We start from the raw sequence: 13,401 nt of genomic DNA on the forward strand, positions 1-13,401 counted from the left end.
AGCCCAGTGCTACCGGGATGTGACACATGGGCAACTGGGTGGTCTCCCTCGCCGGGCCTCGACGGATCAGTCTCGAGCCCTGTCCACCAGATCCGCTCGGCCCCGGCCAGGTCCGGGTCCGCACCTGCTACTCGGGCATCTCCGCCGGCACCGAGCTGACCCTCTACCGGGGCAGCAATCCCCGGCTCAGCAAGGACTGGGACGACACAGCCCGCATGTTCGTCCCCCGCCAGGCCCCCGTGCCGTACCCGTTGATCGGCTTCGGTTACGAGGAGGTCGGCGAGGTGGTCGAGGTGGCCGCGGAGGTCCCCGACCGGCATCCGGGCCAGCTCGTGTGGGGCATCTGGGGGCACCGCGCCGAGGCCGTGCTGCCCGCCGACGCGGTGCGTCCACTGCCCGTCGGGCTGGACCCGCTCGTCGCGGTCTTCGCCCGGCCCGGCGCCATCGCGCTGACCGCCGTGCTCGCCGGTGACCTGCACCTGGGGGACTGGGTCGGCGTCTTCGGGCAGGGTGTCATCGGGCTGCTGGCCACTCGTCTCGCGGCTCTCTCCGGTGCCCGGGTGGTGGCCGTCGACCGGGTGCCCGGCCGACTGACCCACGCCACCCGCTACGGTGCCAGGTCCACCGTGGATGCCGGTACGCAGTCCGCCGCCAGCGTGCTGCGCGAGGCCACCGGCGGCCGGGGCGCGGACGTCTGTCTGGAGCTGTCCGGGGCGTACCCGGCGCTGCACGAGGCGATCCGCTCCACCGCACACGCCGGCCGGGTCGTGGCCGCCGGCTTCTACCAGGGCCACGCCGAAGGACTCGGCCTCGGCGAGGAGTTCCACCACAACCGCATCCAGTTGGTGGCCGCCCAGGTCTCCGGACCCACGCCCGCGCCGAGCATGGCCGGCCGGTGGACCGGCGACCGGGTGGCGCAGACCTTCATGGAGCTGGTGGCCGACCGCAGCGTCGACCCGTTGCCGCTGGTCAGCCACATCGTCGACGCCAGCGCGGTCGCCGACGCCCTCGCGCTGCTCGACCGCGGCGCCGGTGACGTCCTCCAAGTGGTGTTGAGGTTCTAGATGACCACCATCGCGCTCGCCTGCCAGGAACAACTCCTGCCGGGCACCAACCTGATCCAGAAGTACGCCCTCGCCACCGCCCTGGGCTACCAGGGCATCGAACTGCGGGGTCGCGGCGACCTCGCCTTCGCCCGCCGCCTGCCCGAGCTGCGCCGGGCCCGCGCCGCCGGGGTGGTGATGCCCACCGTCTGCGTCGAGATGGACCACTTCATCGGCGACTTCGACCCCGACCGGTCCGCCGACGCCATCCGCAACCTGCGCTCCCAGCTCTCGGTCGTCGCCGAGCTGGGCGGCGTCGGGGTCATGACCCCGGCCGCGTGGGGCATGTTCTCCCGGCGGTTGCCGCCGTTCGAGCCACCGCGCCCGCCGGCCGGCGACCGACAGGTGCTCCTCGACGCCCTCGGCATCCTCGGCGAGCACGCCCGGGCCGAGGGGGTCACCCTGTTCCTCGAACCCCTCAACCGGTACGAGGACCACATGGTCAACCGGCTCGACGAGGCGGTCGCCCTCTGCGCCGCCCTCGGGCTGCCCTCGGTCCAGGTGGTCGCCGACACCTTCCACATGAACATCGAGGAGGACGACGTGCACCTGGCGCTGCGCACCGCAGCGCCGTACCTCGGGCACGTGCAGGTCAGCGACTCCAACCGGTACCAGCCGGGCGCGGGGCACCTGGACTGGCCGGCGCTCGTGCGGACCCTGCTGGAGCTGGACTACCGGGGCTGGCTGTCCCTGGAGTGCCGGCTGCGCGGCGATCCCGTCCGCGCCCTCCAGGACGCCGCGACGGTGCTGCGGCACGCGCTACCCCGCCGCCGGGCCGCCGCATGACCGCCGGCGCTGTCCCCACCCGCACCGGTGGTCCGACCGACCTGGCCGGGCTGCGCCGGCTGGCCGTCGCCACCCTCGACGCGAACTGGGAGCACGACCACACGGTGCCGTCGCGCACGCTCTACCCGCACCAGTGGAGTTGGGATTCGGCGTTCATCGCGATCGGGTTGGCGCACGTCCGGCCCGAGCGGGCCTGGCGGGAGCTGACCAGCCTCTTCCGGGCGCAGTGGGCCGACGGGCGGGTGCCGCACATCGTGTTCAACCCGGCGCTGCGCGTCGGCGCGTACTTCCCCGGCCCGGAGCTGTGGCGCTCGGCCGACACCGAGGGCGTGCCGAGCGTGGACACCTCCGGCCTCGTGCAGCCGCCGGTGCACGCGCTCGCCGCGCTGCTGGCCTACCGCCGGGCGCCTGATCAGGCCGGCCTGGTGGCGCTGCACCGGCTCTATCCGGCGCTTGTCGCCCAGCAGAGCTACCTGGCGAAGCGGCGGGACGTGGCCGGCGACGGGCTGGTGTGCGTCGTACACCCGTGGGAGTCCGGTCTGGACAACAGCCCCGCCTGGGACGAGCCGATGGCCGCGGTCGACGCCGAGGCGGCCGTCATGCGCGCGTACCGCCGGCACGACACCGCGCACGCCGACGCCGCCCACCGCCCCACGGACCTGGACTACGCGCGCTACCTGGCGATCGTCGCGGCCTACCGCGACCACGGCTACGCCGACCACGACCTGGCCGACGGTCATCCGTTCCTGGTGGAGTGCCCGCTGTTCAACGCGGCGTTCGGGTCCGCCGAGCACGCGCTGGCCGAGATCGCCACGCTGGTCGGCGCGGACCCCGGCCCGCACCGGGTCCGCGCGGACCGTGTCACCGAGGCGTTGGTACGACGGCTGTACGACCCGGGCACCGGCACGTTCCAGCCGCGTGACCTGCGCACCGACCGGCTGATCGGCGCGCGTACCGTGCTCGGGCTCGCCCCGCTGCTCCTGCCCGACCTGCCCACCCGGCAGGCCGAGGCGCTCGTCGTTGAGGCGACGTCGGGGCGCTTCGGGGTGGCCCGGGGAATGGACCGCCCACTGCCCAGCTACGACCGCACCGCGCCCGACTTCGAACCGTTGCGCTACTGGCGCGGGCCGAGTTGGCTGAACGTCGGCTGGCTGGTGCGGCGCGGCCTGGCCACCCACGGGCACCCCGAGCTGGCGGCGGGCCTGCGCCGCTCGATGATCGACCTGGTCGCCGGGGCGGGCTGCCACGAGTACTTCCACCCCGACACAGGTGCCGGCCTGGGCTCACCGGCGTTCAGTTGGACCGCCGCGCTGCTGCTCGACCTGCTCGCCGACGAGTAACCGCCCTGAACGCCGACGCCTGGTAGCGTGCCCGTCCCGGTGGCCCTGAGGGCGGATGACGTGCGCGAGATCGACGAGGTGGCCTGGCTCCTGATCGAGGACGGACGGGTGCTGAGCACCCGTTCGCAGGGCAGGGACGTGTGGTACCTGCCCTGCGGCAAGCGCGAGTCCGGCGAGAGCGACCTGGAGACCCTGCGCCGGGAGATCGCCGAGGAGCTGAGCGTCGAGGTGGACGTACGCGGCGCGACGCACCTGGGCACGTTCACCGCCCAGGCGCACGGGCACGCGGCCGGCGTCGCCGTGCGGATGTCCTGCTACCGGGCCGGGTACCGGGGTGGGTTGCGGCCGGCCAGCGAGATCGCCGAGATGGCCTGGCTCGGGTACGCCGACCGGCATCGCACCTCCCCGGTCGACCAGCTCATCTTCGACCACCTGCTGGCCGTCGACCTGCTGCGCTGACGGGCGCGGCCGGGCCGGGGCGTCGTTTGCCCCCGTCGAGTACGGGTAACCGCCCGGCGTGACCGACAGCGCGGGCGGCGACGGGTTCCCGCAGTTCATCGACGCGGTGTCCCGGCGCTCCGGCCTACCGGCGGGGCAGGCCGCTGTCCTCGCCCGCGCGGTGCTCACCACGATGGCGGAACGGGTCACCGAGGCGCCGCCGGACCCCGCCGGACACCTGCCCGACCAGGTCGACGGCTACCTGTACGACTTCGCGCCGGACGCCGCCCCGCCCTCGGCCCCGACCACCCGCGCGGACGGGCCCGACACCGGTGCGGGCCTCGACCTCGGTGGGTCCGCTGCCACCCCGCCGCCGATGGACGCCGGGCCGGTGGACTTCCTCCGTCGGGTGGCCCAGCGTGCCGGAGTGGACCCGGCCACCGCACGGGTCGGCACCGGTGCCGTCTTCGCGACCCTGCGCGAGGCGCTGACCGTACGGGAGTTCCACGAGATGGTGGCCCGACTGCCGCTCGACGAGGACCACTCCGACTCGGCGTGACCGAGGACGGTCAGTGTTCCACGGCAGATCGCCGGCATCGCGGCATCCGCGCGCGGGGATGCCGCGACATCGCCGAGCTGGAGTGGATCAACGGCCGCACCTCTCGGCGTCCGGCAGGTCGTCCGGCTCGCTGACCCAGGCGGAGAAGACCGGCACCCCGTGCCACGGCCCGCTGGTCCCGTCGGCCCTGCTGTCGGTGGCGACCGCCACCACGGCGTACGGATGGCCGAAGCGCAGCTCGGCGGTCCGGGCGACCCCCTCCGGCGGCAGGCTGACCGTGCCGAACATGCCGGTCACCGCCGCCGCCTCGAACCCGTATCGGCCGTACCGCGCCATCGCCACCTGCCGCGCCTCGAAGCCCTGCACCGGTTGGTCGAGCGCCCGGGACAGCGTCGTCGCGGCCGCGGGGAAGCCCAGCGACTCGGCGGTCAGATCGTGGTCGCTGCGCGCCGACCAGCAGGGGAGGACCGCCTGGTGCCGCTCCTCGCGGCCGTCGCGGGCGCGGGTCCGCACCCGCTCCTCGCGCAGCGTCCACAGAGGGGTCTCGCCCAGCGGCAGGTCGAACAGCGAGCGGCGACCGGCCGGTTGCGCGCCGTCGGCCGCGCCGGCACTGAGCCGGTACGCGGTGGCGAGCACATCGGCCGCCGGCACGTGCCGCTCGGCGGCCACCGAGAGGACCACCAGCCCCGCGCCCTCGCTCGCCTGGGCCCGGGCGACGTGCACGATCACGTCCCCCGACCGCTCGGTCGCGACGATGGCACCCCGGTGCCCGTGACCCGGGCTGCGCAGCACCTGGCGCAGGTCCGTCCACGAGCTGTCCGGGCCGAGCACGCGGGCGTCGGCGACGTCGAACGGCTCGGTCCACGAGATCCGGGTCGCGAGCGCGCTGGCCAGGGCGAACACCACGTCCGGGCTGACCTTCAGGGGGAACGTCTCGATCAGGCCGTCGGTGTGCTCGCGCGCCCAGGCGTCCAGCCCGGCCTGGTCGGGGAACGTGCCGACCTCGGTCGTCGCGGGGAGCGCCGCCCGCCACCCGGCCGGCTCGTCGACCAGGTGACGCGTGCGGAGCCACAGCGCGGTGGCGGACGTGACCAGCGGATGCGGCGCGTCCAGCAGGGCGTGGGCCACAGTCGCGGCGCTGGCCAGGTCGGTGCCCAGCGCGGACGCCAGCCCCTCGGCCGCCGGGTCCGGGCCGGTCGCCGGGTCCGAGTCGGTCGCCTGGCCGGCTCCGGTCGTCGCGGCGGTGACAGCGAGCAGCAGCCAGGCGCCGAGCGGCGAAGCGACGTGGTGCCGGTCGCCGATCGTGGCGTGCAGCCGCTCGGCGTACGCGGACAGCGGGCCGTGCAGGTCGGTCGTCATGCCCCCACTCTGCCCGGCCCACCCCGGTCCGGCATCCCCGCCGACCCCCTCACGACCACAGTTCGAACGGCTCCTCGATCCGCTCGCCGGCCAGGAAGGGCGTGATCAGTCGGGGGAACTGGCCGGGATAGAAGCGCTCCCGGCTGGCAACCACCTCGGTCAAGGGCCACCAGCGGAAGCCGAAGTAGTCCTCCAGCTCGTAGTCGAGCCGGTCCGTCTCGTCCACGTCCGGGCCGGGACCGGTCAGTCGTACGGCGACGACCATCTCGTCCTGAACATGGCGTAGCTGGCGGTGCAGGAAGGTGGCCCGCCGTCGCCAGGTCGGCGCGCCCACCTGGTCGGCGGTGACCATGATGCCGGTCTCCTCGCGCAGTTCCCGCACGGCTGTTTCCCGGTACGTCTCGCCCGGGTCCATGCCGCCGCCGGGCAGCTCCCACCAGGTGCCCAGCCGGGTGTGGTCCGGGTCGCGGGTGTGGAACAGCAGCACCCGGTCGGAGTCGTCGCAGACGACCACGCGTACCGCGCGCCGCTCGAGGATCGGCAGGTCGTCGGGCAGTTCGTCCATCGGGTCAGTCTGCCGCAGTGCGCCGACTCCGGCGGTCCTCCCGGCGACCGGTAGGCTGCCCGCCGTGGCTGGTCTGTTGAGGAACGTGGCGCAACGCATCTCCCGGGTGGGCGCGGCAATTCCGTCGCCCCGGCGGACCGGGCCGTCGCCGGCGCGGGTGGCCCGTCCCCGTCAGGTGAACGCGTTGCAGCGGCGCGAGTTGAGCTACGCGCCGGAGGTCGACGGCCAGGCCGACCCGGGTGAGATCGTCTGGACGTGGGTGCCGTACGAGGACGACCCCCGCCAGGGCAAGGACCGCCCGGTGCTGGTGGTCGGGCGGCACAGTCGGACGCTGTTCGGGCTGATGCTGTCCAGTCAGAGCGAGCGCGACGGGCAGCGGCACTGGTTCGCGCTCGGCCCGGGAGAGTGGGACCGGGACAACCGGCCGAGCTGGGTCCGGCTGGACCGCGTGCTCACCATGCGCGAGGACAGCATTCGCCGCGAGGGCGCCGTGCTGGATCGGCCCCGGTTCGACCGGGTCGGGCAGGCGCTGCGTACCGGTTACGGCTGGCGCTGACCGTACCCCCCCGGCCGTTCCGTCAGGCTCGCTCACGGCTCGGACCGACAGCGGCACTCTGCGCCTCCGGCGGCGGGTACGGCTGATCGGCGAGCAGTCGGGCCAGATGGGCGCTGTTGAGCGCGAGGGCCTTGGTGGTGCGGCCGGTGGTGTCCGGCTTGGGGCCGGCGTCGCGGTAGTCCAGCGTGTGGAGCGCCTCGCCGACCCAGTAGGTCGCGCCGGCCGCGGCGACGGTGAAGCCCACCTCGTTGAGCGCCGCCTGCACCTCGGCGATGCTGTGGTGCGCCCCGTCCTCGTTGCCGACGACCGCGACGCCGGCCACCTTGCCGTAGGGGAGCAGTCGCCCCTCGTCGTCGGTCTCGGACAGCTCGGCGTCGAGGCGTTCGAGGACCATCTTGGCGACGCTGGCGGGCTGGCCGAGCCAGATCGGCATGGCCACGATCAGGATCTGGGCGGCGAGCAGCTTGGCGCGGATGGCGGGCCAGCCGTCGCCGTGGCCCTCGTCGGTCGACACCCCGAAGCGCACGTCGTGGTCGACCACCCGGACGATCTCACCGTCCACGCCCTGGCGGGCCAGTTCGGCCAGCACCTCCCGGACCAGTTGCTCGGAGCTGGAGGTGGCGGGCGACGGCTTGCGGGTGCAGTTGAGTACGAGGGCACGGATGCTCGCGACGAGCGGTTCCTCTCGTCGGTCGTATCGGGCTGTTCCTCCCGTACCCGTGTGTCGGGTCGAATCACGTTCTTGTTCCGGCGAAACCGTTGACAGTCAGCGTTCGAGCTGTAGATTCAACCTGTCGGTTAATCAGCTAGGTGGTTGAAAGCGACATGACAGCGGACCCGGTCAGCGCCGTGTTCGGCGCGCTCGCCGACCCGACCCGCCGGGCCATCCTGGCCCGGCTCGCCGCCGGTGAGGCGACGGTCAATGAACTGGCGGCGCCATTCCCGATCAGCCTCCAGGCCATCTCCAAGCACCTGGGCGTGCTGGAGCGTGCCGGGCTGGTCGTGCGGACCCGCGACGCCCAGTGGCGGCGGTGCCGCCTCGATCCGACGCCGCTGCGCACCGTCGCCGAGTGGGTCGACCAGTACCGCCGGCTCTGGGCCGAGCGCTACGACGCCCTTGACGACTATCTACACGACCTGAAGGAGACCAGCCATGACCGAGACCCGTGACCTGACGGTCGACGTGTCCTCCGAGCGGGACATCACGATGGTCCGTTCGTTCGACGCCCCGCGAGACCTCGTCTTCGCCGCGCACACCAAGGCCGAGCACCTCAAGCACTGGTGGTGTCGGGGCAATCCGGCGGACGTCGAGATCGACTTCCGCGAGGGTGGCCGCTACCGCATCGTCGAGCACGCCCCGGACGGCAACGACTACGCCTTCCGGGGTGAGTTCCGGCAGATCGCCGCGCCGGAGCGGATCGTGCAGACCTTCGAGTTCGAGGGCATGCCCGGCCAGGTGGCGGTGGAGACGCTTGTCTTCACCGAGCAGGACGGCGGCACGCTGCTCACCAGCACCACCCGCTTCGATACCGCCGCCCAACGCGACGGCATGGTCGAGACCGGCATGGCCCAGGGCACCGCCGAGTCGTACGCGGCCCTCGACCGCCACCTGTCGACCCTGCGCTGACGAACGAGACCGCGTTGATCAAGAGTTTCGCGTCAGAATACGAGCCGATCGTGACGAACCTCTTGATCAACACGGGTGGGGGCGGTCGTGGGGGTGGTGGGGTGGGTTGCGGAGGCGTTCGGGCTTCGGCTGTCCGCACTGGACGAGGTGACGCACGGCGCCGACGTGCACGCCCGGCTCTGGCGTGGTGAAGCGGTCGGTGGCGGGTCCTACGCGGTCAAGGTCAGCGGTGGGGGCACGCCGGCCGGCCTGATCGTTACCGTGCACCTCGCGGAGCGGGGCGTACCCGGTGTCGCGCCGCCGATCCGCGATCGGGGTCCGCTACGACTTCGGCGCGGGTCACGAACTGCTCGGCCGGCACCTGCGGGACGTGCGGCTCACGCGGGGACGTCTCTACGAACTGATGCGCGCCGGCCGGGGGGCTGCTGCTCGACGGGACGGGTCGACTCTCGGCCGCCGGGTGGACGGATCGGGTCGACCACGTCGTCGACGTCGGCGACGAGCTGGACGTACCCGCGCTGCTGCTGCGCCCCGACGGCCACGTCGCGTGGGTTGGTGACGAGCAGGCCGACCTGATGGGACCTCTGCGCCGGTGGTTCGGCGCCGAGCGCCACCTGAGTCGTTACTCCCCGAAGCGGGCGCTGTCGACGAGTTGGCGCGGCGCCCGCGGGCCGGAGAGGCTCTTCGCCTGGTACATGGCCGCGTCGGCGCGGCTGAGCGCGTCGGTGAGCTGGGCCGGGCCGCTCACCGGGGCGAGTCCCACCGACGCGGTGACCCGGACGCTGCACCCACTCAGGCGAATCGGTGCGGCAACGGTCTCGCTGAGACGTCGGGTGGCGTGCTCGATCCAGCGTCGGTCGACGGTCGGGCTGGCGAGCAGCCCCGCGAACTCGTCGCCGCCGAGGCGGGCGACGAGGTTGTCGCCGGCGAACCCGGCCAGTCGTTCGGCGACGCTGATCAGCACCTGGTCGCCGGCGGCGTGCCCGTACCGGTCGTTGATCTGCTTGAAGTCGTCGAGGTCGAGCACGATCGCGATCAGCGGCTGGCCGTCGGCGTTGGTGAGCAGGGCGGCCGCGAGGCGGTAGAAGGCACGCCGGTTGGGCAGACCGGTGAGCGGGTCGTGGCTGGCGGCGTGCCGTTCGGCGGCCAGTTCGGCCTGGAGGTGCTCTATCTCGGCCTCGGCCCGCACGGCGCGGCGGCGCAGTTGCCAGGAGGAGAGCAGAGCCCCCGCCGCACAGACGCCGGAGGCGACGCTCATCGGATCCGGCAGGAGTCCTCCCATCGCCGCGACCGCCTCCCGCCTTCGGTCCACGCGGCGCGCGTGCCGCGTCAGGGCCAGTTTTCCCTGGTCGTCACCCCGCTCGGGGTAACGCAAAGTGAACGGATAAGCACCGATCACGTGCGTTATCATGCTCGCGATCAAGTGCAGATGCAATAGCAGATGCACGTGCAGCACGGCCCAATGTTGATACCGCACCCCTCGCCGTCACCGCTCCTCCCACGGCCACCGGCGGGCTCGTGAGCAGAAAGACGCCTCCCATGCAGCAGCCACCCAATGGCGTTCCGATTACTCAGTTGCCCCCGCTGAGCTGGCAGAAGAGCCGCCGCAGCAACCCGAGCGGCAACTGTGTCGAACTCGCCGAACTGCCCGGGGGTGCCGGCATCGCCGTCCGCAACTCGCGTCATCCGGAGGGGCCGGCGCTGATCTACACAGTGGACGAAATCGCCGCCTTCGTCCTCGGGGCCCGGGACGGGGACTTCGATCACCTGATCGACTGACCGGTCGCGCAGGGGTGTCCCGGCGATGGGACTGAATCGCCGGTCCGGAGGAGTTCACCTCACTGTCGGTCCATGGCATGCTTACACGTCGGTCGGGCTCGGTGCCCGATCGCGTCGTCGGTATCCGGAGGTCCGCACGTGACGATGGTTCCCGCCGAGGGCGGCCCGACAACCGGGCCCACCGTGCTGCGCATGCTGCTCGGTGCCCAACTGCGTCGGCTGCGGGAGTCCAGCGGTGTGACCCGGGAGGGCGCCGGGTGGGAGATCCGCTCCTCAGAGTCGAAGATCAGTCGCATGGAGCTGGGCCGGGTCGGCTTCAAGGAACGCGACGTCGCCGACCTGCTCACCCTCTACGGCGTCAGCGACGAGGAAGAGCGCGAGGCGCTGCTCAAGCTCGCGCGGGACGCCAACAGCCCCGGCTGGTGGCACCGGTACGGCGACGTGCTGCCGACCTGGTTCCAGTCGTACCTGGGCCTGGAAGCCGCGGCGGCGTTGATCCGCAGCTACGAGGTGCAGTTCGTCCCCGGCCTGTTGCAGACCCGGGAGTACGCCCGGGCGGTCGTGCTGCTCGGGCACGGCGCGGCCGGCGCCGCCGAGATCGACCGCCGGGTGGCGTTGCGGATGCAGCGCCAGCAACTGCTGCACCGGGACAACCCTCCGCTGCTCTGGGCCGTGGTGGACGAGGCGGCGCTGCGCCGTCCGATCGGCGGGTCCGAGGTGATGCGGGGCCAGCTCACCGCACTCATCGAGGCGACCAAGTCGCCCACCATCCGACTCCAGGTCATCCCCTTCGCCGCCGGTGGTCACGCGGCGGCGGGCGGCGCCTTCACCATCCTGCGCTTCGGTGACCAGGAGCTGCCCGACATCGTCTACATCGAGCAGTTGACCAGCGCCCTCTACCTGGACAAGCGCGACGACCTCGACAACTACGCCGTGGCCATGGAGCGGCTGTGCGTCGAGGCCGAGCCGCCGGAGCGTACGCCGGAGATCCTGGGCCGGCTGCTGGAGGAGACCTACCCGCAGTGACGGCCGAGGGCCGGGTGCCCAGCTCTGCTGGGGTCAGGCGCTCGTCGCGTCGTACCGGTCCCGGGCCTCGTGAACTTCGGCGATGTGCGTCTCGGCCCACGCCTTGATGCGCGTTGGACTGGCAGCAGGCTCTCGCCCAGCGGCGTCAGCCGGTAGTCGACCCGGGCCGGCACGCCCACGGTCACTGATCGGCTGACCAGGCCGTCGCGTTCCAGCTTGCGTAGCGTCTGGGTGAGCATCTTCTGGCTCGCCCCGGCCAGCGTACGGGCCAGCTCGCTGTGCCGCAGCGGCCCGTCGGCCAGCGCGCTCACCACCAGCGTCAGCCACTTGTCGCTGAGCGTCGCCAGCAGCTCGTGGCCGGGGCATTCGGCGAGGAACACGTTGTAGCGGCGGCGTTCCTGCTCGCGGCGTTCGGCGGCGGTCGTGGTGGCCATCGCGTACCTCCGGGGTGCCCAGGGCACCCGAAGGTGCCTCCTCCTCGCCGCAGGATATCGCTCCTAGCGTCGGTGGCATGAGAGCTGTGATCGTCCGCCGGTTCGGCGGCCCCGAGGTTCTGGAGATCGCCGACCTGCCCCGGCCGGAGCCGGGAAACGGGCAGGTCCGGATACGTGTGGCCGCCACCGGAGTCAACCGGATCGACCTGTCCACCCGCAGTGGTGCTTGCCGTGATCGGGTTGCGTGATGTGCTCAGCGCGCCCGGAGCGCAAGCCGAGTGGTCGTGCTGGACGAGGACACGGTCGCGCCGGCGCCGCGTACCGTCGCTCCCGAGGTCGCGGCGACGCTGCCGCTGATCGGGCTCACCGCGGCCCGCGCACTCGCCCTGACCGGCCTGGGTGCCGGGCGGACGCTGCTGGTCACCGGCGCTGCCGGCGGCGTGGGCGGGCTGCTGCTGGAGCTGGCGTCGGCGCGCGGCATCCGGACCGTCGCGGTCGCCGACAGGCGGGACGAGGAGTTGGTACGCGGGTTGGGCGCGGATTGGTTCGTAGCGCGGACCGACCGGCTCGGGAGCGCGGTGCGCGCGCTGGTCCCGGGTGGGGTCGACGCGGTGGTCGACGCGGCGGTCGTGGGTGTGACCGCGCACGAGGCGTTGCGCGGCGGGGGATTCTTCGTCGCGCTGGTGGCGCCGTTCGCGCCGCCGCCGTCACGGTCGACGCGGGTGGTGGTGCAGGAGGTCTGCGCCGACGGTGCCCGGCTCGCCGAGCTGTCGGCGCTGGTCGACAGTGGACGGCTCACTCTGCGGCTCGCGCACCGCCTGCCACTGGGCGAGGTGGCAACGGCGCACGAGCGGCTGGCGACCGGTGGTCTGCGCGGGCGTGTGGTGCTGGTGCCCTGAAGGGCTCACGGGTCGGCATTGACTGTTGCAGCCGTGGCGGACGCCGTCGGTGTCTCCCGCAGCACCGTGTCCAATGCCTACAGTCGCCCCGACCAGCTCTCCTCGGCCCTGCGCGAGCGGATCCTCGCCGCCGCGCGGCAGCTCGGCTGCCCGGGGCCCAACCCGACCGCCCGCTCCCTGCGCCGTGGCTTCGTCGGCTCGATCGGGGTGCTGTTCACCTCCCAGCTGTCGTACGCCTTCACCGACCCCTTCGCCGTCCGTCTCCTCGCCGGGGTGGGCGCCGCGACCGAGCGACACGGCACCAGCATGCTGCTCGTGCCCCTGCCGCAGGGGCAGGCCGACGCCCGGCGGGCCGTGGAGAACGCCGCCGTCGACGGCTTCTGCGTGTACTGCGTGGCCGGCGAGGAGTGGGCGCTGGCGTCATCCGCGCACGTGGCCGGTCTCGGCCACCGGCGGGTCGCCCTGCTCGTGGACTCCGTCCGGCCCGACGCGCCCGCCGGACCGGTGACCCTGGCCGGGTTCGAGCAGGCCACGCACCCGACGACCCGTGGCCGGCTCGCCGGCTTCGCCGACGCGTTCGCCGAGGTCGGCGTCGCCTGGTCGGAGCTGACACTGCTCAACGCCCCCGGCGACAGCGGCCACGCCGCGTCGGCCGCCGTCGCCGGGCTGTTCGACCGGCCCGAGCCGCCCACCGCCGTGCTGGCCGGCTCCGACGTGCTCGCCCTCGGCGTGCTCGACGCCCTGGCCCGGCGACCGGGCGGCACCCGCCAGCCGGTCTCGGTGACCGGGTTCGACGACGTCCCCGAGGCGGCGGCGGCCGGCCTCACCACCGTCCGGCAGCCGGCGCAGGAGAAGGGCCGGATCGCCGACCGGATCCAGCCCCGACCGGTGCCCCGCTGCTCCTGATCACCGCTCATTCCGGCACTCCGG

17 protein-coding genes and 2 pseudogenes are annotated in these 13,401 nt (G+C 73.0%); 14 read left to right on the forward strand and 5 right to left on the reverse strand.

Annotated elements, in window-relative coordinates; translation table 11 throughout:
* The first annotated feature begins 26 nt into the window (after nt 1-26).
* The 5 genes from ACGFH9_RS06690 to ACGFH9_RS06710 are packed head-to-tail and all read left to right on the forward strand — an operon-like array spanning nt 27 to nt 4,226.
* On the forward strand, nt 27-1,064 hold the full coding sequence (locus ACGFH9_RS06690) for a zinc-binding alcohol dehydrogenase (RefSeq protein ID WP_393216337.1): 1,038 nt from the start codon (nt 27-29) through the stop codon (nt 1,062-1,064).
* Nucleotides 1,065-1,889, forward strand: coding sequence for a sugar phosphate isomerase/epimerase family protein (locus ACGFH9_RS06695; RefSeq protein ID WP_393216339.1), 825 nt, complete (start codon nt 1,065-1,067; stop codon nt 1,887-1,889).
* Nucleotides 1,886-3,229, forward strand: a complete 1,344-nt coding sequence (locus ACGFH9_RS06700) for a hypothetical protein (RefSeq protein ID WP_393216342.1) — start codon at nt 1,886-1,888, stop codon at nt 3,227-3,229. The genes ACGFH9_RS06695 and ACGFH9_RS06700 overlap by 4 nt, the downstream gene beginning before the upstream one ends.
* Nucleotides 3,230-3,289: 60 nt before the next feature.
* Complete coding sequence (locus ACGFH9_RS06705; RefSeq protein ID WP_393216614.1) at nt 3,290-3,688, forward strand: NUDIX domain-containing protein; 399 nt, start codon at nt 3,290-3,292, stop codon at nt 3,686-3,688.
* A 58-nt stretch (nt 3,689-3,746) separates the two neighbouring features.
* Nucleotides 3,747-4,226 carry a DUF2267 domain-containing protein gene (locus ACGFH9_RS06710; RefSeq protein WP_393216344.1) on the forward strand — a complete coding sequence of 160 codons (480 nt, stop codon included), beginning with the start codon at nt 3,747-3,749 and terminating at the stop codon, nt 4,224-4,226.
* Between the two features lie 87 nt (nt 4,227-4,313).
* Here ACGFH9_RS06710 and ACGFH9_RS06715 read toward each other — a convergent pair whose 3' ends face one another.
* Together ACGFH9_RS06715 and ACGFH9_RS06720 are read right to left on the reverse strand one after the other, a co-directional pair.
* Nucleotides 4,314-5,585: a hypothetical protein gene (locus ACGFH9_RS06715; protein WP_393216347.1), complete on the reverse strand. Its 1,272-nt coding sequence runs from the start codon at nt 5,583-5,585 to the stop codon at nt 4,314-4,316.
* 49 nt (nt 5,586-5,634) lie between these two features.
* Entirely contained in the window at nt 5,635-6,150 is a 516-nt protein-coding gene (locus ACGFH9_RS06720) for an NUDIX hydrolase (protein ID WP_393216350.1), read from the reverse strand.
* Nucleotides 6,151-6,214: 64 nt separating this feature from the next.
* Between ACGFH9_RS06720 and ACGFH9_RS06725 the strand changes: the two genes are divergently transcribed.
* The gene (locus ACGFH9_RS06725) at nt 6,215-6,706 is read left to right on the forward strand and encodes a type II toxin-antitoxin system PemK/MazF family toxin (protein WP_355233107.1); all 492 of its coding nucleotides are present in this window, start codon (nt 6,215-6,217) and stop codon (nt 6,704-6,706) included.
* A 22-nt stretch (nt 6,707-6,728) separates the two neighbouring features.
* Here ACGFH9_RS06725 and ACGFH9_RS06730 read toward each other — a convergent pair whose 3' ends face one another.
* On the reverse strand, nt 6,729-7,370 hold the full coding sequence (locus ACGFH9_RS06730; RefSeq protein ID WP_393216616.1) for a flavodoxin family protein: 642 nt from the start codon (nt 7,368-7,370) through the stop codon (nt 6,729-6,731).
* Between the two features lie 161 nt (nt 7,371-7,531).
* Between ACGFH9_RS06730 and ACGFH9_RS06735 the strand changes: the two genes are divergently transcribed.
* From ACGFH9_RS06735 to ACGFH9_RS06745, 3 genes and pseudogenes are all read left to right on the forward strand, one after another.
* A complete protein-coding gene (locus tag ACGFH9_RS06735; protein ID WP_393216353.1) occupies nt 7,532-7,876 on the forward strand; it encodes an ArsR/SmtB family transcription factor in 345 nt (114 codons plus the stop codon).
* Nucleotides 7,860-8,333, forward strand: a complete 474-nt coding sequence (locus ACGFH9_RS06740) for an SRPBCC family protein (RefSeq protein ID WP_355233110.1) — start codon at nt 7,860-7,862, stop codon at nt 8,331-8,333. Before ACGFH9_RS06735 ends, ACGFH9_RS06740 begins: the two co-directional genes overlap by 17 nt.
* A gap of 304 nt (nt 8,334-8,637) precedes the next feature.
* A pseudogene (locus ACGFH9_RS06745) lies at nt 8,638-8,935 on the forward strand (FAD-dependent oxidoreductase); the annotation flags it as partial.
* A gap of 20 nt (nt 8,936-8,955) precedes the next feature.
* Here the strand turns inward: ACGFH9_RS06745 and ACGFH9_RS06750 are convergent.
* Nucleotides 8,956-9,603: a GGDEF domain-containing protein gene (locus tag ACGFH9_RS06750; RefSeq protein WP_355233666.1), complete on the reverse strand. Its 648-nt coding sequence runs from the start codon at nt 9,601-9,603 to the stop codon at nt 8,956-8,958.
* Nucleotides 9,604-9,872: 269 nt separating this feature from the next.
* On the opposite strand from ACGFH9_RS06750, the gene ACGFH9_RS06755 reads away from it, so the two are divergent.
* The gene (locus ACGFH9_RS06755; protein WP_355233113.1) at nt 9,873-10,112 is read left to right on the forward strand and encodes a DUF397 domain-containing protein; all 240 of its coding nucleotides are present in this window, start codon (nt 9,873-9,875) and stop codon (nt 10,110-10,112) included.
* Nucleotides 10,113-10,250: 138 nt separating this feature from the next.
* Nucleotides 10,251-11,138: a helix-turn-helix domain-containing protein gene (locus ACGFH9_RS06760; protein WP_393216357.1), complete on the forward strand. Its 888-nt coding sequence runs from the start codon at nt 10,251-10,253 to the stop codon at nt 11,136-11,138.
* 33 nt (nt 11,139-11,171) lie between these two features.
* Here ACGFH9_RS06760 and ACGFH9_RS06765 read toward each other — a convergent pair.
* A pseudogene (locus ACGFH9_RS06765) lies at nt 11,172-11,572 on the reverse strand (winged helix-turn-helix transcriptional regulator).
* A gap of 77 nt (nt 11,573-11,649) precedes the next feature.
* On the opposite strand from ACGFH9_RS06765, the gene ACGFH9_RS06770 reads away from it, so the two are divergent.
* The 3 genes from ACGFH9_RS06770 to ACGFH9_RS06780 are packed head-to-tail and all read left to right on the forward strand — an operon-like array spanning nt 11,650 to nt 13,377.
* Nucleotides 11,650-11,820, forward strand: a complete 171-nt coding sequence (locus ACGFH9_RS06770; protein WP_393216360.1) for a hypothetical protein — start codon at nt 11,650-11,652, stop codon at nt 11,818-11,820.
* Between the two features lie 36 nt (nt 11,821-11,856).
* Nucleotides 11,857-12,471 carry a zinc-binding dehydrogenase gene (locus ACGFH9_RS06775; protein ID WP_393216363.1) on the forward strand — a complete coding sequence of 205 codons (615 nt, stop codon included), beginning with the start codon at nt 11,857-11,859 and terminating at the stop codon, nt 12,469-12,471.
* A 33-nt stretch (nt 12,472-12,504) separates the two neighbouring features.
* Nucleotides 12,505-13,377 carry a substrate-binding domain-containing protein gene (locus ACGFH9_RS06780; RefSeq protein WP_393216366.1) on the forward strand — a complete coding sequence of 291 codons (873 nt, stop codon included), beginning with the start codon at nt 12,505-12,507 and terminating at the stop codon, nt 13,375-13,377.
* The last annotated feature ends 24 nt before the right edge of the window (nt 13,378-13,401 follow it).

The organism is Micromonospora sp. NPDC049102 (assembly GCF_043197485.1).
Taxonomy (GTDB): Bacteria; Actinomycetota; Actinomycetes; order Mycobacteriales; family Micromonosporaceae; genus Micromonospora.

Bases quoted from the DNA above. Each gene is read 5' to 3' on its own strand.
- ACGFH9_RS06735 (WP_393216353.1), top strand. From the start codon at position 7,532: ATGACAGCGGACCCGGTCAGCGCCGTGTTCGGCGCGCTCGCCGACCCG.
- ACGFH9_RS06770 (WP_393216360.1), top strand. From the start codon at position 11,650: ATGAGAGCTGTGATCGTCCGCCGGTTCGGCGGCCCCGAGGTTCTGGAG.
- ACGFH9_RS06700 (WP_393216342.1), top strand. From the start codon at position 1,886: ATGACCGCCGGCGCTGTCCCCACCCGCACCGGTGGTCCGACCGACCTG.
- ACGFH9_RS06720 (WP_393216350.1), bottom strand. From the start codon at position 6,150: ATGGACGAACTGCCCGACGACCTGCCGATCCTCGAGCGGCGCGCGGTA.
- ACGFH9_RS06695 (WP_393216339.1), top strand. From the start codon at position 1,065: ATGACCACCATCGCGCTCGCCTGCCAGGAACAACTCCTGCCGGGCACC.
- ACGFH9_RS06740 (WP_355233110.1), top strand. From the start codon at position 7,860: ATGACCGAGACCCGTGACCTGACGGTCGACGTGTCCTCCGAGCGGGAC.
- ACGFH9_RS06715 (WP_393216347.1), bottom strand. From the start codon at position 5,585: ATGACGACCGACCTGCACGGCCCGCTGTCCGCGTACGCCGAGCGGCTG.
- ACGFH9_RS06690 (WP_393216337.1), top strand. From the start codon at position 27: ATGGGCAACTGGGTGGTCTCCCTCGCCGGGCCTCGACGGATCAGTCTC.
- ACGFH9_RS06755 (WP_355233113.1), top strand. From the start codon at position 9,873: ATGCAGCAGCCACCCAATGGCGTTCCGATTACTCAGTTGCCCCCGCTG.